Genomic DNA, 19,004 nt, shown 5'->3' on the forward strand with positions numbered 1-19,004 from the left:
TAGATCTGCTGGGCGAAGCTGAACAGCCCGGCAAAGATCAGGAAAATGACCGCAACGCAGCGCAGCAAGCGCGTACGCAGTTCGGTCAGGTGTGAAACCAGCGGTAGCGGCTGGTCGTGTTGCGGGTTATCGCTCATGGGGCTCGCGGTGGTTGAGGCTGTTCGGGTGGTTCAGTTGGGGAGGGCGGTTGGGCCGACGGCCGTTGCAGGGGGAGCGGGTTGTGCACGCTGCCGTGGATGTCAGCGGCACCGATCTCGCGTTCAACCTCGCTCTTGATGGCGTTGAAGCTGCGTTTCAGCCGCCCGATCCACAGCCCGGCAGTGCGCGCGGCACCGGGCAGGCGCTCGGGTCCCAGCACCAGCAGGGCAACCAAGCCGACCAGCAGCAGCTCGCTGAAGCTGATACCGAACATGGTTCAGGCGTTCTGCTGCGGTTGCACGGCGCTGTGCTGCTGAGGCGCTTGCGGCTGAGCCGTCACCGTGTCTGTTGTGTTCTGCTCATCGTTCATGGCCTTACGGAAGCCCTTGATCGATTCACCCAGGTCGCTGCCGAGGTTCTTCAGCTTCTTGGTGCCGAAGACCAGGACCACGACGGCCAGCAGGACGATCCAGTGTTTCCAGTCAAAAATACCCATGGTGCTCTCTGTTGTTGTGTCGATAGGGAAACGGGGAGGCTGGCGCGCTCGGCGCCAGCCTGGCGGGTCAGGCTTCGAGGCCGGCAGCGGCCTGGCCGGTGCGCAGGGTGAAGTTGACGCCGATCGACAGCGCCGGTTGTGGCGGGTTCCAGTTTGGCTTGGGGGCGGCCAGCAGGAACTCGGTCAGCGGCTCCATCTTGCCCGCCAGCATGTTGGCCAGCAGGGTGCCGGTGGCGGTGCCGCGCACGGTGCCCAGGCCATTGCAGGCCAGCGCGCCGTACACGTTTTCGCGCAGTTCACCGAAGAAGCCGGCGCCGTTGCGCGTCATGCCCAGGCCACCGCCCCAGGTGTGCTCGAACGGTACGTCGGTGAGGGTTGGGAAACGGCGCTCGAACGACTGGCGATGGGCGACGCGGACTTTGTCGGTGTAGCCATCCTTGGAGCGGCCATCCGGGTTGAAGCTGAAGCTGTTGCGCACCAGGATGCGGTTGTCGTGGGTACGACGCAGGGTGCTGCCGAACGGGTCGGCCGGGATCACGCCCCAGAACTCCTGGCCACCGATGCTGGCCTGTTCGGCCGGGGTCAGCGGACGGGTCAGGCTGCCGTAGGTGAAGATCGGCAGCATGCGGTTTTCCAGGAAGCCGAAATGCTGGCCGAAGTGGTTGTTGCCGAGGATCAGCTTGTCTGCGGTGATGCGACCGGTCGGGTGATGCAGGACGATCTTCTGGCCGTAGTCGACCGCAGTGATCACCGTGTCTTCGTACAGCGTGACGTTCTCGGGCAGGCTGTCGGCCAGGCCTTTTACCAGTGCCGACGGCTGGACCAGCATGGTGCCCGGGGTGTAGAGGGCCTTGCGGTAGAACGAGGTACCGATGTGGTCTTTCAGCTCGTTGCCTTCGATCAGCTCGACCTTTTCGCCCAGGGCTTCCAGGCCGCCACGGTAGGCATTGAGCACAGCAATGCCCTTGTCCTCGATAGCTGCCTGGTATTTGCCGGAGTGGCGCAGGTGGGCATCAACGATGTTGTGCTGCTCGACCAGGTCGCGAAGGATGCCCTGGCCACGCTGGTTCAGGTGCAGGATGTTCTTGGCGTTGGTCTTGTCGCCGATGTAGTCCGGCGCGCCGATATCGTGGGGCACGTCGATCAGGAAGCCGGCATTGCGGCCCGAGGTACCGAAACCGACCTGCTGTGCTTCAACCAGGATCACCCGGTCCTGAGGGAAGTTAAGTGCCAGTTGGCGGGCGGCTGCCAAACCTGTGAAGCCACCGCCGATCACCACCCAAGGGGCCTTGTCATCCCCTACCAGCGGCGCTTTTGGCTGACGCACGCGGCTGGTGTGGAACCAGCCTGGGGACGAATCGTCACGTGGCAGCGAGGTCACCCGGTGCAACGATGCCGGGTCGGCGGGGATTCCATCGTTGAGCAATGCAGCGGAGCCACCTGCTGCGACAACACCGGCACCGATGCCAGCCCCAATAAGCACATTCCTGCGTGTAACTGCCATTTACATCCATCTCGATCAAAGTGTTGGGTGAGAGCGCACTGAGTTTCATGAAGAAATACAATGTGTATACAGATTGTATGATCGAAAAAAGGGGTGCGTCAATCTGCCTCTCCTTTGCTCTGCCTCACCCTTGTGGGAGTGCAAGCTTGTCGAGAGGTGATCAGCGTTTGTGATGGGAGAGGAAGTTTTGTGCCTGGCGCACAACTTATGAAGGCGCACGCGATTCCTGTAGGAGCGGCCTCGCCGAGGCGTCGGACCGGTCGGATCGGGCCGCAGAGCGGCCCCGGCAATATCGGCGGCGAAGCTGAAACCTGGGGCCGCTTTGCGGCCCTATCGCGACACGAGGCCGCTCCTACAGGGATCGCAGGTATGCGCTATTGGGTCGTACCAGCGAGCAGTGCCAGCAGGGCGTCGGCATCCAGCTTGGCGCTCGTTTCTCCGCCCTCCAGCAAGCTGTCGGCCAGGTCTCTTTTGCGCGCGTGCAAGCCGACGATCTGCTCTTCGATGCTGTTTTCGGCGACCAGCCGGTAAATGGTCACCGGGCGCTGCTGGCCAATGCGATAGGCGCGGTCGCTGGCCTGGTCCTCCACCGCAGGGTTCCACCACGGGTCGAGATGGATCACATAGTCGGCGGCGGTCAGGTTAAGGCCACTGCCCCCGGCCTTCAGGCTGATAAGGAAGATTTCACCCACGCCAGCCTGGAAAGCGTTCACGCGGCGTTCCCGCTCTTTGGCGGGTACGCTGCCGTCGAGGTACTGGTAAGCGATGCGTTTTTCATCGAGTAGCGTGCGCACGATGCTCAAGTGGTCGACGTACTGGCTGAACACCAGGGCTTTATGGCCATTGTCCAGAAGCTCTTCGACGAGGGCCGCAAAGGCCTGAAGCTTGCTGCCTGGCAGTACAGAGTCCGCAATCACCAGGCTTGGATGGCAGCAAAAACGGCGCAGTCGGGTAATTTCAGTCAGTATCTTGAAGGACCTGCCGGCTCCGGGAGCCGCGTCCGCGACGTTGTCCATCGCTTGCTGGCGAAGGGCTTCGTAGAGGTGAGCCTCCTCATCGGAGAGCGGTACTTTGTAGGTGATTTCTGTGCGCGCGGGCAATTCGTCGAGTACCTGGCTCTTGAGGCGGCGCAAGATAAAGGGTTGGATAAGGGTTTTAAGGCTTCGTCGGGCTGCCGCATCGCCTTGTTCAATTGGCGTAGCGAAGCGGCTGTTAAAGCTTTCCTGGCTGCCGAGCAGGCCCGGGTTGATAAAGCGGAACAGGCTCCACAGTTCGCCCAAGTGGTTTTCCAATGGGGTGCCAGTGGCTACCACGCGGAAATCCGCCTGCAACGTCATGACAGCCTGGGCGCGTTTGGTCTGGGCGTTCTTGATTGCCTGGGCTTCGTCCAGCACCACGCTGTTCCAGGAACAGGCGGCGAATGCGGCACTGTCTTGTTGCAGCAGGCCGTAGCTGGTGATAACCAGGTCGCCGGGGCCCAGCTCATCCAGGTTACGCTCCTGATGATACGCGTGCAGTTTCAGCTGAGGGGCGAACCGCCTGCATTCCGCTTGCCAATTGAGCGTTACCGATGTCGGGGCCACAACCAGTTGTGGGCCGTTGGCCGCTCGCTGCAGCAGCAGGGCCAGTATCTGTACCGTCTTGCCCAAGCCCATGTCGTCGGCCAGGCAGGCACCGACGCCCCATTCAGCCAGGCGTGCCAACCAGGTGAAGCCCTCATGCTGGTAGCCACGCAAGTCGGCTTGCAGGGTGCGGGGCAGCTGAGGTTGGTAGTCGCGCAGCGACTGCAGTTTTTGCAAATGTGCCTGCCAGCTTTTGTCAGCAGTGAACTCGCCAACTTCGGCTGCCAACCCGGCCAGCAACGGTGCGGTCAACGGGCTGAGACGCAGGCCTTGGTCGGTGACCCGGTCGGCCAGGTGCGCCAGCTCGTCCAGGCGCTTGCGCAATGTGTCGTCAAGTGCCAGCCAGTCGCGCTCGCCAAGCTTGAGGAAGCGCCCGGGGCTGGCCTTGAGTAGCTCCAGAAGCTGGCGCAGACGCAGTACCTTGCCGTCATCGAACGCAATTTCGCCCTGCAGCACGAACCAATCGCCTTGTTTGCGCAGGCCCAGCTGAAGTTCGTTCAGCTTCAGGCGGCCTTTCAGGCGCATGCGCTCGCCTTCCGGCCAGACGCAGTGCAACTGGTTGCCATCCAGCGCATGCAATTCGGCGAGTACCTGCAAGGCATCCTGCGGCTGGTCAAGCTGCCATTCCTGACCATCGCTATCGGCGTTGGCCAGACCGGGGCACGCCAGTAGCACCTGTTGCAATGCCTGGCGCTCGCCTACGAGGTCGCGACACACCTGCAGGGGCTTGCCATCGCGCTCGCCAAGCACGTTTTGCGCGCCTTGGCCCGGGCGGAACCAGCTGCTTTCGGCCAACGGCCGCACCAGCAATTGCAGGCGCAAACCGTCGGCAAGTGGCAGTAAATGGGCAAACAGACGTGTATCTGCCGGTTCGTGGTCGAGCTGCGCCGCGAATTCAGGGAGGTCTGAATGAATCGGTAGCAGCGGCGCGATGGCGCTGATCGCTTCGATCAGTTCCGCCTTGCCTGACTGCGGTACGCGCAAGCCTTTGTCGATGATCTTGCCAATCTGGCGCAGGTCGCTGTTGATCGAATAGATCAGCAGGCGGGTCGGCGTTTGCGTGTGCAGGTAGTAGGTATCATCGGTGACGATGCCCTGCGGCTCAAGGCGCAGATGAGTCTGCCCATCGACAGCCTCAAGGTGCAGGCTGGCGTGGCCTGTCTGGAGCTCGACGCGTACGTCCGGGGCATCTTGCCAGAACAGCGCCGGGTGGCCGATCAGCCTGGGCAGGGCCAGACCGGGAAGGAGCTCGAATTCGACATTGGAATAATACGTCTTGCCAGCCTGGATCGTGCTGATGGCTTGCCGGTCTTGCTCGCAAAGAAAGTCCAGCCGGTCAACTTCGTCTACCAGGCGTTTGAGGGCTACTGGGCGGCCTTTGCTCCATTGTCCCTTTGCCCCGAGCTTTTGCTCGCGCGGCTCCAGATGACTGGAGTAACGACTGTTAGTCAACAACCAGGCCAGGCGAGTCGTCTTCTTGCTGGCGGGGCTGGACGGCGCGCTGGACGGCTTCAGCTGGCACAGCGCACTGAGAGCGTGCTGCCAGGCTTCCTGACGCTGAAGCAACGCGGCCAGTGGTTTCAACCCGGCATCTTGATGCAGATCGAGAAGCTGCCTGGGCACGCCAAATTGTGCTGCAATCAAGGCATCGAACTCTGTCGCCAGCCAGGCGTAACCCTGTTGATCGAGTTCAGCTCGGTAATCTTGCAGCGTGGTGCGCCAATCCTGCCCCCGCGCGATCGGCGCATCCAGCCAGTACAGGGCGAGGGCGAGCAGCAGGCCGTCAAAACCTTTGAGCGATCCAAGGCGCAGGTACGAGAAGTCTGGTTTATTGCCCTGTAACTGCTCGAACAGCAGGGAGAGCGCCTTGTAGGTATAACTGTAATACTGCTTGTCGCCCTGAGCCAAGGCCTGCTTGAGCGCCGTGTGGTGCTGGCTGTCGTTTTCAGCGATGAGTGCCAGGCAGTACAAGCCGTTGAGCAGCGGTGGCAGGTCGATCTTGCGCTTTTTGGTCTGCCTGCGCTGATCGGTAAGCCAGGCCCGTATCACTTTCAGCGTGTCGCTAACCTGGCCGCGCAGCAAGAACTGCAGGCTTGCGAAGGTTATCGGGGCGCATGGCTCACCGTAAAGTTGCAGCGCTTTCCAGTCGCCTCGCCACAGGGCCTGGTGCAGCAACTGCACCCCCAGCGCAGGGGATGGGTAGTGCGCCATTTCAAGTTGAGCCAAGGCATAGCTACGCGATGCTGGCCCGAACAGGCTGTTGTTCAGGCACAGGTAGTCCTCCAGCAGCAGCCCGCGCACTGTGTCGTCCAGGTGGGCGAACACTTGCAGGCCGGCCGCATCGGCCTGCAGAAGATGCATAGGGTGCTGACTGGTCCAATCCTTCGCGTTGAATAGCCTTCCCGCCCAATACATCGAGTGCTGCAATCGCTGGCCGCTACCACTCAGCAGGTCCAGCCAGACCTCTTGCAGTGCGCGGGGCTTGCCAGGGGCTTGACTCTGCCCAAGTGCTGGCAGGCTGTCGTCGATCTGCTGCAATCGCGCTGCACCGTCAGCGGCATTCAGCAGGCTGAGCAGTACACAGTTGCGCCGCTGTGCAGGCACGACGAAGTATTGCCCTTCGTTACGCTGTTCCACTTCAACCCAGCCTTGGTCCTGGAGCAATTGCAGCAAGCCGGGCAAGGTGGAGACATCAAGCAGCTTGCCGCCCGGGTCACAGATACCCATGATGCGCAGCAACTTGAGCAATGAGGTTTTCCCTTTGCCAGGGAACGAGGTTGCCAGGGCATAGAGGAGGGCCCTACAGTTATCGGGGAGAGAGTCCGGGCTAAGCGTTTGCAAGGACATCCTGGGCCTCAACGAAATGGGTAGGCGATTGTACGATACGCCGATCCAGTTAAGGCCAACGGATTTCTCATTGTCGGTAGTTCACCAAGGCGCGTTGCCCATCAGCTACCTGGGCAACGCCGTGCTCTTATCTCGGCGAAGGCAGCCTGCGCCGCCTTGGCTCGCGGACATTCAAATCAGCGGTCCTTGTCCTTGTGCTGCTGATCATCGCGGGCTTGCTTGCCGCCCATTGAGCCAGTCTTGTCAGCCGTTTGCGTACCGCGGGCATTGTCTCCAGACTGGCCACCCTGGCGGCCGGTGTCCTTGGTCGCATCCCAGTCCTTGTTCATCTTGTCGTCACGCATTTGCCCTGTTTGCTGACCACCTTGGTGTTTGCCAGCCATGTCACCGCCAGATCCATGGCCTCCTTGCTGGCCGGCTTTGCCCATGTCAGGTTTGCCGGCGCCGCCTTGACTGGCGCCTTTGTCTTGATTGTTCGCCATGATCGCTTACCTCAAGTCAAACACAGGAAGGTCTGTGTTCAGTTGTGACAGGGTAAAGATCCGCTGCACTGCAAAGCATTGCGGTTTTTCAGACGAGACGCTTTAAGTAACGCTGGGCAAACCTTTAGTGGGCGAAAGCATTTTTCAGAATGGCTGAAGACAATCGTCTTTTTTTGTCGTTAACAATGGCGATAAATTAGCCTGGACGTAACCCGTGATCGAGGCGACTGCAGTGCATACACCCACCGCTTGGCATGTCACCCACTGGTCCGAGGATCCCTACAGCCTGGGTGCCTACAGCACCCTTGCGCCAGCAGGCACGCCGCTGCACCGGGCCATGCTGGGTGAGTGCCTGGGAGGGCGCTTTGTGCTGGCTGGCGAGGCGTGTAACACCGCCGCCCCGGCGATGGCACACGGTGCATGGGACGATGGTTTGCGCGCTGCGGACCTGGCGCTGGACGCGGGTGCGCAGCGGGTGATCGTGATTGGCGCAGGTTGTGCCGGGTTGGCAGCGGCGGGGCGCCTGAAGGCGCAGGGTGTCGACTGCATTGTTCTGGAAGCCAGGGGCCGGATCGGTGGTCGCACCCACAGCGTTGACCTCAACGGTGCCAAGGTTGACGAGGGGGCCGCCTGGCTGCAGTTTTTTGATGAAAACGCATTGGCGGAAAAAGCTCAGGATTACGTCCTGGTAACGATCGAAACCGATTTCAGCCAGCCGCTGGCTGCTGCGCGAGACGGATCGGTGCCGGATGTGGACGGCGCCTGGGCGGCCTTGCTCGCGGGTTTGGACAGGCGCTTGTCGTTGGCATCGGCGGTCGAGCATTACATGACCGGACTCGACGCAGGGCAGGCTCGCGCTACGCGCTATGCCATTGAGGGCCATCTGCTGCTGGAGGCCGGGTTGCCTTTGCCGGAGCTTTCCGTCTGTGCCCTGGACGAAGAAGGGGTCGGCCACGGCGACCGCATGCTGCCCAACGGGTTTGGCCAATTGACCCAGCGGCTGGCGCAAGGGTTGGACATTCGCCTGAACAGCCCGGTCAGCCGTATCGACTGGGCGGGCGACAAGGTCCGGGTGGACGATGAACAGGGCGATTTCTGTATTTGCACGGTGCCATTGCCGGTGCTGAAGACACTGGCGTTCAACCCGCCACTGCCCGAAGTGCAGCAACAGGCGATGGCGCATCTGGCAATGGGGCGCCTGGAGAAGGTGGTTCTTCAGTTTGAGCATCGCTGGTGGCCACGTTCCCCGTCCGGCTACCTGCGCTGGTATGACACGCCAGCAAGCTGGGGCGAGTGGCTGGACCTGACCGATGCACTGGGGACTCCAACGATCGTTGGGTTGATCGCGGCCGATGCTGTCGAGCGGCAGTATGCCGGGCGTACCGACGAGCAAATTGCGCTGGCGGCTTGTGAAGCATTGCGCGCCTGGGCCGAGGCAGTGCAATCATCACGCTAGCTTTCGACGTACCGCATGCCGATTATTCCCGCAGGGCTGCGCTGATCTCGCATTGATACCTGCAGGCTTGCCCGCTCCCACAGGTGATGCGAGCGGCCCCTGTAGGAGCGGCTTTAGCCGCGAACACCGGCATTGCCGGTGCCATCCAGCGCAGCGCCTGACGGGCGATCCAATTGAATTTTCAGCGTGCCTCTGCCCTCAGTAGAACACCAGCAATGGGATAGTGAGGGCGACGACATGAGTATCGAACGCAGCATTCCTGAGCTTGAGGCCTGGTACGCGCAGTACGACGACATCAGCTACCGGCGCGAATCGCCAGATGCCTACCACCATGAACTGGTCCGCACGGCCGAAGCCCTGCGCGACGATGGTGCGATCGAGTGGGACGACTGGCTGGCGCTCAAGGCGTTGGCCGACCAGGCGCATGTCCGGGCGCTGGAGGATGCAGTCGAGGCGCATGTCAGCGATCCGGACGCATGAAAACGCTGAAGATCGCCATGTTCAACATCAATAGCATCCGCAGCCGCCTGCCAGCTCTGCTGGGGTGGCAGCGGTGAACGGCTGGAGGGTATTGGCCAGCAGGTCCGGCCCTTTCGCGGGTGAACCCGCTCCTACAAGGTCCGCGATACGCTTGCGGGCTCTGTTCTCAACGGGCGTTGGGGCCGGAGATTTCGTGTTCAGCCCACACTGGCTTCCTCGATCAGCCAATGTTCAAATTTGGCCAAGGCTGGAGCTGTTTCGGTGCCTGGGCGGGTCACCAGCACGTAGCGCTCGCACAGCTCGGCCATTTCCGGCCAAGGGGTGCAGAGCCCACCTTCCTGCAGTTCTCTTTCCACGTAGCGGCGGGGTACCAGTGCCATGCCGATGCCGGCCTTGGCGGCCTCGATCAACAAGGCGTAGCGATCGTAGGTGGGGCCTGCCGTACGCGTGCTGAGCGGCAACCCGGCCAGTGCCGCGTAACGCGCCCAGTTGAAGGGGCTCGCCAGTTTGTGCAGCAGTGGCATGTTCCCGGGCAATTCGCTTGCCAGGCGGGGGTGGCAGACCGCGACCATCTGGTCTTCGAACAGCGGCTGGACCTTCATCGTACGCCAGGCAGGGTGGTCATAATTGATTGCGGCTTGCAAGCCACTTTCTTCCAGCGAAAAGGGCTGTGTCCGCTCTTTCAGGTTGACTTCGATCTCTGGGTAGCGTGCTTGAAAGCGGGTAAGCCTGGGGATCAGCCAGCGGCTGGCCAAGGTCGGGATGATACCGATTTCCAGCGAAGTAGTGCCACGCGCGTCGGCGACCAACTGGTGGGTGTGGCGCTCGATGTCGGCCAGTGAAGCACGAATCCGTGAGGCGTAGCCTGCGCCCAGTTCAGATAACTCGACGCGATTGCCGACGCGGTTGAACAGGCGAATCCCGAGCATGCCTTCCAGTTTGGCGATCTGCCGGCTAATCGCCCCTTCGCTGAGCGACAGTTCTTGCGCCGCTTTGGCGAAGCTCTGGTGGCGCGCAGCCGTTTCGAGGGCCAATAGCGCTGAGATACTGGGCAGACGTCTACTCATCGGGACCATCCTTGGTACGAGGGGGCGACAGGATGACGCATGGGCAATCTGCCTTGCAAAAAAATCGGTAACGCGCGGGCGCAAAGGCTCTCTAGCATGGTGCTTCTTCGTCACGAACGGAGACGTTGATTGCCATGACAAGGGAGTGCTGTAGCGTGAATTCCACTGACCGAAACCTGTTGAACATGGGGCTATTGATTCCCCTCTGGCTCTTCGTTGGCGTGTGGCTCACGTCACTTGGCTATCCGGGTTACAGCCACGTCGACCAGGCAATGAGCCAGCTGGGCGCAGCAGGGGCGCCCACACACCCGTACTCTGCATGGGTGAACAACTTTCCCCTTGGCATATTGTTCGTGCTGTTCGCACTGGGTTTGGCGCGACGCTTTCGCGAGTCACCAATGGCATTGATCAGCGCCGCCCTGATAGCGCTGCACGGGCTGGCGAGCTTCACGACCGGCATTTTCTCCTGTGATGAGGGATGCGCGCCGCCCCAGCCGTCCACTGCTCAGCAGATACATAACCTTGCAGGGCTGGTGATGTTTCTTTCACTGACGACGGCCAGCGCGCTGTGGGTTCTTCTGGGTAAGCGCTTGCTGTGCTCAGCGATGTTTGGGTGGTTCTCGCTACTCTGCTTGTTCTTGGCCCTGGCAACTGTCGGGTTGATGGCCAAGGCATTCGGGGACGGCCATGGGTTCGGCCTTTATCAGCGACTGAACTACGGCATTTCAGTGGTCTGGGTCGCTGCCCTGGCGTGGTCTGTACGTTTTGTTGAGCCCGTGGTCCCCAGCGCCCGTTGATAGGCGTGGCAGGGCGATTAGGCAGATGACGTCTGGAATCGCATTAATGATAAGTATTATCATGCGCGACTTTTCTTCATTTGACTTCCGGAGGCTCGTGCCATGCCCCCCGTCGACCGCCAGGCCATTGGCGACCTGTACCTGCGGCACCACAGCTGGGTGGTCAACCTGTTGCGCAACAAGTTGGGCGACCGCGAGCAGGCGCTCGACCTCGCCCAGGACACGTTCGTGAGGCTGTTGCGCAGCGAACTGCCGGCGCATCTGCGCGAGCCACGCGCGTACCTGGCAACGGTGGCGGGGCGCCTGTGCCTGCAGCATTTCCGCCGCTAGGCGCTCGAGCGGGCCTACCTCGACAGCCTGGCCCGGCTCGATCCGCTGCTGCAGCCGTCGGAGGAAACCCGGCTGTTGGTGCTGGAGGCATTGGACGCCGTGGGGCAGATTCTCGATGGGCTGGGCAGGCGGGTACGTGAGGTGTTCCTGCTGTCCCAGCTCGATGGCCTGGCCTATGCCGAGATCGCCGAACAGTTGGGGTTGACGGTGAACATGGTGCAAAAGGACATGCTCAAGGCGTACCGCCATTGCTACGCCGCGGTGTACGGCCAGTGAGCGGCGGCCAGGCGGTGCCTCCGCGCCTCGACCCGCACGTGCTGGAGCAGGCGATGCTGTGGATGGTCCGCTTGCAGTCTGGCGCGTGCAGCGCGGGCGAACAAAAGGCCTGTGCGCAGTGGCGCCAGCACGCCCCTGAGCACGAACTGGCCTGGCAGCGCTTGGCAGGGTTGGGCCAGGGCCTGCGGGAAGGGACCACCGGGCTTGGCGCGGCGAATGCGCGCACGCTGTTGCACGCCCGTGCGCAGGTTACGCGCAGGGCAGTGCTAACCGGCCTTGCGGGCGCTGGTGTGATGCTGGCCGGCGGTTACAGCGTGCACCAGCGCAGCCTGTTGCCGGGGCTGTTCAGCGACCTCACCACGGCCACCGGGGAACGCCAACGCTGGCAGCTGGACGCCGGCCTTTCCCTACAGCTCGACGCTGGCAGCGCGCTGGACAGCGACCGGGTGGCAGGCATGCGCGTGCTCACGCTCAACCGCGGGCGGGTGCTGCTGGAGGTGGAGCAGGGGGCTCAGGTCAGCCTGCGCACCGCCCAGGCTCGGGTGCTGCCAGGCGGCGGCACGCGGCTGATCGTGCATCAGCAGCCACGTTCGACCCTCGTGCAGTTACTCAAGGGCGGGGCGTTGGTGGAATATGGCCAGGGCGCACGTAGCGAACTGGTTGCGGGTTGGCAGCAGGCCTTCGGTGCCTCCCGTGCTGATGCGCCGGTGCCACTGCCGCTGGGTGCCGATGCCTGGACCCACGGCCAACTGGTCGCCGAGCGCATGCCGCTGGAGCAACTGTTGACGGAACTGGACCGCTACCGCAAGGGCATGCTGCGCTGGGACCCGCGCGTTGCCAGGCTGCAATTGAGCGGCACATTCTCGCTCGATGACCCCGATGCCAGCCTGGACTTGCTGAGCCAGGTACTGCCTGTGCGGGTGCAGCGGGTGCTGGGATACTGGGTGAATGTGGTGCCGGCTTGAGCCGGTGCATGAAAGGCCCGGAAGCGTTATCGAAAAAAAATCTCCACCGGCCGGCAGATTTCCGATTCTCGCGCATCAAGACAGGCAAACCCCTCTGATTCGCCCACTGTCTGCCAAGGATCGCCTCAATGCAGTCTCGTCTCACCCCGCTTGCTACCCGCCTGCGCCCGCTTGTCATCGGCCTTGCCGTGGCCACATTCCAGCTACCTGTTCAGGCCGTCTCGGCGGCTACCGAGCAAGCCGGCAGCCGCCGTTTCGACATTGCCCCTGGCAGCCTCGACAGCGCCCTGGCGCAGTTTGGCCAGCAAGCCGGGGTCATGGTGGCGGTGGACGCCAAGCTGTCCAGCGGCCTGCGCAGCCCGGGCCTGCGCGGTGACCATGGCGTCGTCCAGGGCCTGTCGTTGCTGTTGGCCGGCACTGGCCTGCAGCCTGTGCAGGTGGCGCGCGACCGCTACCGGCTGATTGCACAGGGTACCGCCAGTGGTGCGCTGGAGCTGGGCGCCACCAGTATCAACGCCGACGGCCTGGGTGAGACCACCGAAGGCACCGGCTCGTACACCACTGCGGTGACCAGCACTGCCACCAAGATGAACCTGTCGATGCGTGAAACCCCACAGTCGATCAGCGTGATCACGCGCCAGCGCATGGATGACCAGCACCTCACCACCATGGCCGACGTGCTCAAGGAAACGCCCGGCATCACCATGTCCCAGGACGGCGGCGAGCGCTTCAACATCTACTCGCGCGGCAGCGCCCTGAACACCTACCAGTTCGATGGCGTGACTACCTACCAGGAAAACCAGACCCGGACCATGCCCAGCACCTTGCTGGACATGGCGATCTACGACCGGGTCGAGGTGGTGCGTGGCGCCACTGGCCTGATGACCGGTGCTGGCGACCCTAGCGGCGTGGTCAATGTGGTGCGCAAGCGCCCGACCCGTGACTTCAAGGCCTATGTGCAAGGGGGCGTGGGCTCGTGGGACTACCGGCGCCTGGAGGCCGACGTTGCCGGCCCGCTGACCCCTACCGGCAATGTGCGCGGCCGGCTCGTGGCAGCCAAGCAGCTCAACCACACCTTCATGGACTGGTACCAGCAGGACAAGGACATCACCTACGGCGCCCTGGAAACCGACCTCAGCGACAGCACTGTGTTGCGGCTCAGCATCGAGCACCAACGCTACCGCCCCACGGGTGCCCAGGGCGTGCCGCTGATCTACAACGACGGCACCCCGACCAACTTCTCGCGCTCCACCAGTTCCGGCTCACGCTGGAGCGTCGACCGTATCGAAACCACCAACTACAACATCGGCATCGAGCAGCAATTGGCCGGTGACTGGCAGTTGAAGGTTGGCACCACCTACATGGACGTGGACCGAAATGTGGACGCCGCGGCTTACTACAGCCGGTCGAACTTCTCCAACATCAGCCCCGACGGCACAGCGCTGATCGACCAGAGCACGGCCGATGTCACACAACGTCAGCGCGCCGTCGACGCCACCCTGCAGGGCCCGTTCGAGCTGTTCGGGCGCAGCCACGAGCTGATTTTCGGCGCCAACTACCTCGATTACGTCAACCATCACCACTCCGATGAATTCGGCGATACCTCGCTCGATTTCCACAACTGGGACCATGAACTGCCCAAGCCTGACAAGGCCGGTTACAGCCCAGTGATGGACTACGATGTCAGCACCCGCCAGAGCGGCTATTTCGTTGCCAGCCGCTTCAACCTGAGCGACAGCCTGCACCTGATCCTCGGCGCCCGTGCCAGCAACTACCGCTACAACTACTTCCTGCAGGTATTGCCCGACGGCACCCCGTCCGCGTACAGCATGAAAGAGCGCGGCGTGGTCACCCCGTATGCGGGCCTGGTCTACGACCTGACGCCGGAGCAGTCGCTGTATGTCAGTTATACCGACATCTTCAAACCGCAGGATGCCCGCGATGCGAACGGCCAGGTTCTCGATCCGGTAGTAGGCAAGAACTACGAGGGCGGCTGGAAGGGTGAGTTTTATGAGGGGCGCCTCAACGCCAGCGTCGCGGCCTATCTGATCAAGCGTGACAACGTGGCGGAGCTCGCAGGCTCTCGCGTGATACCGGGCACTGCCAATCAAACCGAGGACTATTACCGCGGTGTGAGCGGCGCCGAGACCAAGGGTGTCGACCTGGAACTGGGCGGTGAACTGAGCCAAGGCTGGAACGTTCAGGCTGGCTACAGCCATTCACGAACCGAGGATGCCGACGGCGCACGCCTGACCACGCAGTTGCCGATGGACACCTTGCGCCTGTGGAGCACTTACCAGCTCCCCGGCGACCTGCAGCACCTGACCGTGGGTGGCGGGGTCAACTGGAATTCGAGCCATTCGGTGTACTTCAGTCGGTACGGTGCGCGCGTTACCCAGAAGGACTACAGCGTGGTCAACCTGATGGCGCGTTATCGCTTCAACGAACACCTGTCGAGCACGGTCAACCTGAACAACCTGTTCGACGAGAAATACTATTCCGGCATTGCCGGCAGCTGGGGCCAGTATGACGCGCCGCGTCATGTGATGATGGACGTGCGGTACGACTTCTGAGCCTGAGGTGGGCGCTGCCCCTGACTGTCCAACCGCCGGATACGGAAAACCGCACTTCGGTGATGTGGGAGGGGTAACAGGCTGGTCCAGTTACCTCGACCCATCGCGGCCCCTCACGAAGGGCCGCAATCGGCTAGAGGCGGTCGCGGGCGCATTCCTTAAAGCAGCTTGAACCCCCTCTGCGTTACCGTCTCACGCAAGTCTTTACGCCCGCCCATGTACTCCATGCTTGTCATGGAATTGTGAAGGGCAGCTTTCCAGGTTTTGGGCGACATTTTTTGTTGGCTGCGGAAAACTTTTACTTCACGTGCGACGGTGTCGTGAATCTCTTTCTTCAAGGCCACATCCGTGACAGCGATCATGCTCCATTGATTTAGAGCCGAAGAAGTTGAAGCCGATTGTGCAGCAGCGACCATCGTCTCAATAGCCCCTTCAGGAAGCGCATCCGGCAGAAATGGCCGGACAGACTTGTGGCGAAGCATCGCTTCGACCACTGGAGTCATGATGACTTTCCCAGGCTTTACCTGGCTGCCATATCGCTGTTGAAGGAGGTGGGCTTTTGCACTCGTAATGTCATTCACCTGAGGTCTCCTGGAAAAGTTGACCAAAGACTAACGTTGCCAGGGACAAAGATAAGCCATCAAAAAAAGACTACACAATCCACAGCTGTGGACAATGGATGACGTCTGGTTAAAATCGCTGGATGGATCATTTGACAGCAATTCGCACCTTTCAACGGATAGTTGAGACCCGGTCGTTTACCAAAGCGGCTGCTCACCTGGGCATCGTGTCCGTGTATTCGTGGACTGGATTGTCGAGCGGCTAGCCGAATAACCGGCGCGATTGCTGAAGGCGCGCGCCGCCAGCTAGCGACCGGGAATGAGCGTCCACAATGGGTCGACCCGGGCGCGAATGACCGTTTTCGACCCTTTGCGGCCGCTGAGCGATAACGGGTTCCGCAAGTGCCACGCGCACGTGGGAGCGGGTTTACCCGCGAAGCAGACGACGCGGTGGAAGCGCCGGCTTTGCCGGTGTTCGCGGGTAAACCCGCTCCCACAAGTCCGCTGTCAGACGCAGCGGCCGCAAAGGGTCGATACCAGCCGGTCGCGGCGGTATGTATCGCACCGTCGAACCTTCAACTGCATCGTCATCGGTAGCCTCTTTCGATTATGAAGTGCCTTCGTTGACATGAAACAATGTGGTTACGTATGCGGGCAGTTCGCTGCTGGCGATATCCCTCGCTTCTGCTGGCGTCAGCCCATAAAGGCGCATGAAGCACTCGATGGTGTTGTTCACGATATTGGGCGGCGCCTGGCCTTCGAGCAGGCTGCGCATGGCGGCGATGAGCCCGGCGATGGTGATTTGGGCGGCGGCCTCCACGCAGGCGACGTCGAAGCGTCCAATTGCCACGCCTTCGGCGATATCCGACTTGGCCTGTTCGTTGAACGAGTCGCTCATGGCCTTGTGGCTGGCATGCGAGCGCACGATGAACCACCCCCAGATCTCGTTCTGGATGGCCTGCGTGAGAAACAGTTTCTGAACGTAGGTGATCGACAGGGCGCGGTCATGCTCGGCTTGGTTGATGGTGCCGATGATCCGTTCGAGCTCCTGGTTCTTCTCGAGAAACAGGGCCGTGGCGATGTCTTCCTTGGAATGGAAATGGTTGTAGAAGGTGCCAAACCCGACATCGGCGCCGTTGGTGATGTCCTCGATGGTCATCTGCTCGAAGCCTTTCACTGCGATCAGCCGTTGCACGGAGTCGATCAGCTTTTTGCGCGTGCGCATTTTAGACTTGAGCCCCCGCGGCATGGCTACCGGTTTGATGTCTTCGGCTGGGCGATGCTCGTTGTTCTTCATGAAATCCCCGCTGTGCTCGTTGTTGCGCCGCCCGCCTGGTCGCAAGCGATGGTGGGCACGTGTTGGGCACATGATGCCTCAGATGACGGGGTCTGGGGTATCGACGCTGAAGCGTCGTCTGGCGACGCGCTTCAGCGGCATGGCAGCGCGGTTCTAACAGGCTTGTGCCAGGCGGTGGTACTGGCGCCGGAAGTACATGAGGCTTTCATTGTGTGGACCGAAGCGCACGTCCTGCACCTCGCAGATGAACACACCATGGGTGCCGACCTCGTTGACCTGGACGACCCGGCAGTCGAAGGACACCAGGCTGTCGTCCAGTGACGGCGCGCCAGTGCGCAAAGCGCTCCAGGCGACGGCCTGGAAACGCTCTTCGAGGCTGATCTTCAGAGCGCCGCTGAATGTGCGCGAAATGTCCTCCTGGCTCCCTTGCAACACGTTGACGCAGGCCACGCCATTGTTGACGAAGCGTTCGTACTGGAAGCCGCCCTTGTTCATGCAGAACAGCAGCGTTGGCGGTGAGTCGCTCACGCTACAGACGGCGGAGGCTGTGAACCCTCCAAGACCGGCAGCACCGTCAGTGGTGATCACGTTTACAGCCGCGCCGAGATGGGTCATGGCTTCGCGAAAGCTGATGGCGTCCATCGTTACCTCCGTTGACTCCAGGCATTGGCCGTGGAGCACTTGATTGTTTTTGTTTGTTTGATGACAAAATCAGAACTGATGATTCCATCAGTTATTACGCTATCAAAAGATTTTCCTGTTGACCAGTGCCGTCCAGCGCGCGTCGTCGATGACGACCGGCGGTGGTCTCAAGGTGTGGGAAAGGGTATTGACAAACGGCAGAAGTGATCGCTTAATCGTAACTGATGACGATATCAGTTATGATTAATTCGTCACGATATTGACCGCAATCCAGCGGACTGTCGGAGAATAAAAACAATGAGCATGCCAATTTGCCTGTCTCCATCCTCCTTGCTTGCGCGTTGCCGTTGCGCATGCTCGAAAGCCCCTCGCTCATTGTTCTTGCGCCCGAACGACGCCTTAGCGTCGACTCGGCTGCGACCGTCACGTTTTCCCACCTGATCGCGGTCATGCGCACAGCCTGCCGCGCGATTGCGCCGCGCGCGGGCAAACAACCATCGAGAACAAGAGGCTGAACAATGGGAATTCTCAGAGTGGGCCACGTCGACCTGAAGGTGGGCGACCTGGACCAGGCACTGCACCACTATGTCAACATCATCGGCTTGAGCGAGACCTCGCGTGACGCCCATGGGCGCGTTTACCTCAAAGCCTGGGACGAGTGGGATGCCTATTCGCTGGTGTTGTCGCCAGCCGGTGGGCCGGGCTTGAACCACATCGCCTATAAGGTCGAACACGACAATGATCTGAACGTGCTCGCCGAGAAGATCGGCAGCCATGGCGTGGAGGTGACCTGGAACGCCGAAGGCTACCTGCATCATTGCGGTCGCTCGATCGGGTTCGACCTGCCCAGCGGCCATCGCATGTACCTGTACGCGGAGAAGGCGTTCATCGGCAAGGCGGTCGGCACCTTGAACCCCGAGCCTTGGCCCGATGGTCTGCTTGGCGCGGGCGTGCACTGGCTCGATCACGTCATGCTCACCTGTCCGGTGGACGAAAGCCGCGGGATCAATACCGTCGTGTCGACGACCGACTTCCTCATGCAAGTGCTGGGTTTCAACCTCGCTGAACAGGTGGTCACCGATGACGAAGGCAAGAACCAGTTCGCCACCTGGCTGTTCCGCGGCACCAAGGCCCATGACCTGGCGCTGGGGGCGGGAGGGGGCACGGGGTTGCACCACATTGCCTTCTATCTGGAGGACTGGAACGCGGTGTTGCGCGGAGCTGACATCCTCGGCAAGCACAAGGTGCCGATGGATGTGACGCCGCAACGGCATGCCATCACCCGTGGCCAGACCACGTACTTCTTCGACCCCAGTGGCAATCGTAATGAAATGTTTGCCGGCATGGGTTATTTCGCCCAGCCGGATATGCCGACAATAACCTGGCTGGCCAAAGATATATGGCGTGGCATCTTCTTCCATGATGGAACGCCACGTCCGGACTTCCTCGAAAACTATACCTGAGTCGAACTT

The 19,004-nt window shown here is 61.4% G+C and carries 15 protein-coding genes and 2 pseudogenes; 7 read left to right on the forward strand and 10 right to left on the reverse strand.

Features of this window, described 5'->3' with window-relative positions; genetic code table 11:
- From IAE39_RS15210 to IAE39_RS15235, 6 genes and pseudogenes are all read right to left on the reverse strand, one after another.
- Positions 1 to 137 (reverse strand): annotated as a pseudogene (locus IAE39_RS15210) (Sec-independent protein translocase subunit TatC); the annotation flags it as partial.
- Entirely contained in the window at positions 134 to 412 is a 279-nt protein-coding gene (gene tatB, locus IAE39_RS15215) for a Sec-independent protein translocase protein TatB (protein WP_201203754.1), read from the reverse strand. The pseudogene IAE39_RS15210 and the gene tatB, both read right to left, overlap by 4 nt.
- 3 nt (positions 413 to 415) lie before the next feature.
- Positions 416 to 634 (reverse strand): twin-arginine translocase TatA/TatE family subunit, encoded by a 219-nt coding sequence (locus tag IAE39_RS15220; protein WP_201203755.1) that lies wholly within the window; start codon positions 632 to 634, stop codon positions 416 to 418.
- A gap of 67 nt (positions 635 to 701) precedes the next feature.
- Entirely contained in the window at positions 702 to 2,024 is a 1,323-nt protein-coding gene (locus IAE39_RS15225; RefSeq protein ID WP_201203825.1) for an NAD(P)/FAD-dependent oxidoreductase, read from the reverse strand.
- A 488-nt stretch (positions 2,025 to 2,512) separates the two neighbouring features.
- Positions 2,513 to 6,508: a DEAD/DEAH box helicase gene (locus IAE39_RS15230; RefSeq protein WP_236548608.1), complete on the reverse strand. Its 3,996-nt coding sequence runs from the start codon at positions 6,506 to 6,508 to the stop codon at positions 2,513 to 2,515.
- 275 nt (positions 6,509 to 6,783) lie between these two features.
- On the reverse strand, positions 6,784 to 7,089 hold the full coding sequence (locus IAE39_RS15235) for a hypothetical protein (protein ID WP_201203760.1): 306 nt from the start codon (positions 7,087 to 7,089) through the stop codon (positions 6,784 to 6,786).
- Positions 7,090 to 7,321: 232 nt separating this feature from the next.
- Between IAE39_RS15235 and IAE39_RS15240 the strand changes: the two genes are divergently transcribed.
- Positions 7,322 to 8,545 carry a flavin monoamine oxidase family protein gene (locus IAE39_RS15240; protein WP_201203762.1) on the forward strand — a complete coding sequence of 408 codons (1,224 nt, stop codon included), beginning with the start codon at positions 7,322 to 7,324 and terminating at the stop codon, positions 8,543 to 8,545.
- Between the two features lie 237 nt (positions 8,546 to 8,782).
- Positions 8,783 to 9,025 (forward strand): hypothetical protein, encoded by a 243-nt coding sequence (locus IAE39_RS15245; RefSeq protein WP_201203764.1) that lies wholly within the window; start codon positions 8,783 to 8,785, stop codon positions 9,023 to 9,025.
- Between the two features lie 197 nt (positions 9,026 to 9,222).
- Here the strand turns inward: IAE39_RS15245 and IAE39_RS15250 are convergent, their stop codons facing one another.
- Positions 9,223 to 10,092 carry a LysR substrate-binding domain-containing protein gene (locus tag IAE39_RS15250; protein ID WP_201203765.1) on the reverse strand — a complete coding sequence of 290 codons (870 nt, stop codon included), beginning with the start codon at positions 10,090 to 10,092 and terminating at the stop codon, positions 9,223 to 9,225.
- A gap of 134 nt (positions 10,093 to 10,226) precedes the next feature.
- On the opposite strand from IAE39_RS15250, the gene IAE39_RS15255 reads away from it, so the two are divergent.
- The 4 genes and pseudogenes from IAE39_RS15255 to IAE39_RS15270 all read left to right on the forward strand — a co-directional run bounded on the left by IAE39_RS15255 (position 10,227) and on the right by IAE39_RS15270 (position 15,033).
- A complete protein-coding gene (locus IAE39_RS15255; RefSeq protein WP_236548610.1) occupies positions 10,227 to 10,889 on the forward strand; it encodes a DUF998 domain-containing protein in 663 nt (220 codons plus the stop codon).
- Between the two features lie 102 nt (positions 10,890 to 10,991).
- A pseudogene (locus IAE39_RS15260) lies at positions 10,992 to 11,495 on the forward strand (sigma-70 family RNA polymerase sigma factor).
- The gene (locus tag IAE39_RS15265) at positions 11,492 to 12,460 is read left to right on the forward strand and encodes a DUF4880 domain-containing protein (RefSeq protein WP_328825616.1); all 969 of its coding nucleotides are present in this window, start codon (positions 11,492 to 11,494) and stop codon (positions 12,458 to 12,460) included. The pseudogene IAE39_RS15260 and the gene IAE39_RS15265 overlap by 4 nt, the downstream one beginning before the upstream one ends.
- Positions 12,461 to 12,588: 128 nt before the next feature.
- Positions 12,589 to 15,033 (forward strand): TonB-dependent siderophore receptor, encoded by a 2,445-nt coding sequence (locus IAE39_RS15270; RefSeq protein WP_201203767.1) that lies wholly within the window; start codon positions 12,589 to 12,591, stop codon positions 15,031 to 15,033.
- Positions 15,034 to 15,191: 158 nt separating this feature from the next.
- On the opposite strand, the gene IAE39_RS15275 is transcribed toward IAE39_RS15270, so the two are convergent.
- From IAE39_RS15275 to IAE39_RS15285, 3 genes are all read right to left on the reverse strand, one after another.
- Positions 15,192 to 15,614: a nitroreductase family protein gene (locus tag IAE39_RS15275; RefSeq protein ID WP_328825617.1), complete on the reverse strand. Its 423-nt coding sequence runs from the start codon at positions 15,612 to 15,614 to the stop codon at positions 15,192 to 15,194.
- Positions 15,615 to 16,200: 586 nt separating this feature from the next.
- The gene (locus IAE39_RS15280) at positions 16,201 to 16,962 is read right to left on the reverse strand and encodes a TetR/AcrR family transcriptional regulator (RefSeq protein WP_201203770.1); all 762 of its coding nucleotides are present in this window, start codon (positions 16,960 to 16,962) and stop codon (positions 16,201 to 16,203) included.
- Positions 16,963 to 17,043: 81 nt separating this feature from the next.
- Positions 17,044 to 17,532 carry a flavin reductase gene (locus IAE39_RS15285; protein WP_201203776.1) on the reverse strand — a complete coding sequence of 163 codons (489 nt, stop codon included), beginning with the start codon at positions 17,530 to 17,532 and terminating at the stop codon, positions 17,044 to 17,046.
- A gap of 518 nt (positions 17,533 to 18,050) precedes the next feature.
- On the opposite strand from IAE39_RS15285, the gene IAE39_RS15290 reads away from it, so the two are divergent.
- Positions 18,051 to 18,995: a catechol 2,3-dioxygenase gene (locus IAE39_RS15290; protein WP_201203779.1), complete on the forward strand. Its 945-nt coding sequence runs from the start codon at positions 18,051 to 18,053 to the stop codon at positions 18,993 to 18,995.
- Positions 18,996 to 19,004: the final 9 nt, after the last annotated feature.

Source organism: Pseudomonas sp. S37 (assembly GCF_016658545.1).
In the GTDB taxonomy this organism is placed as follows: Bacteria; Pseudomonadota; Gammaproteobacteria; order Pseudomonadales; family Pseudomonadaceae; genus Aquipseudomonas.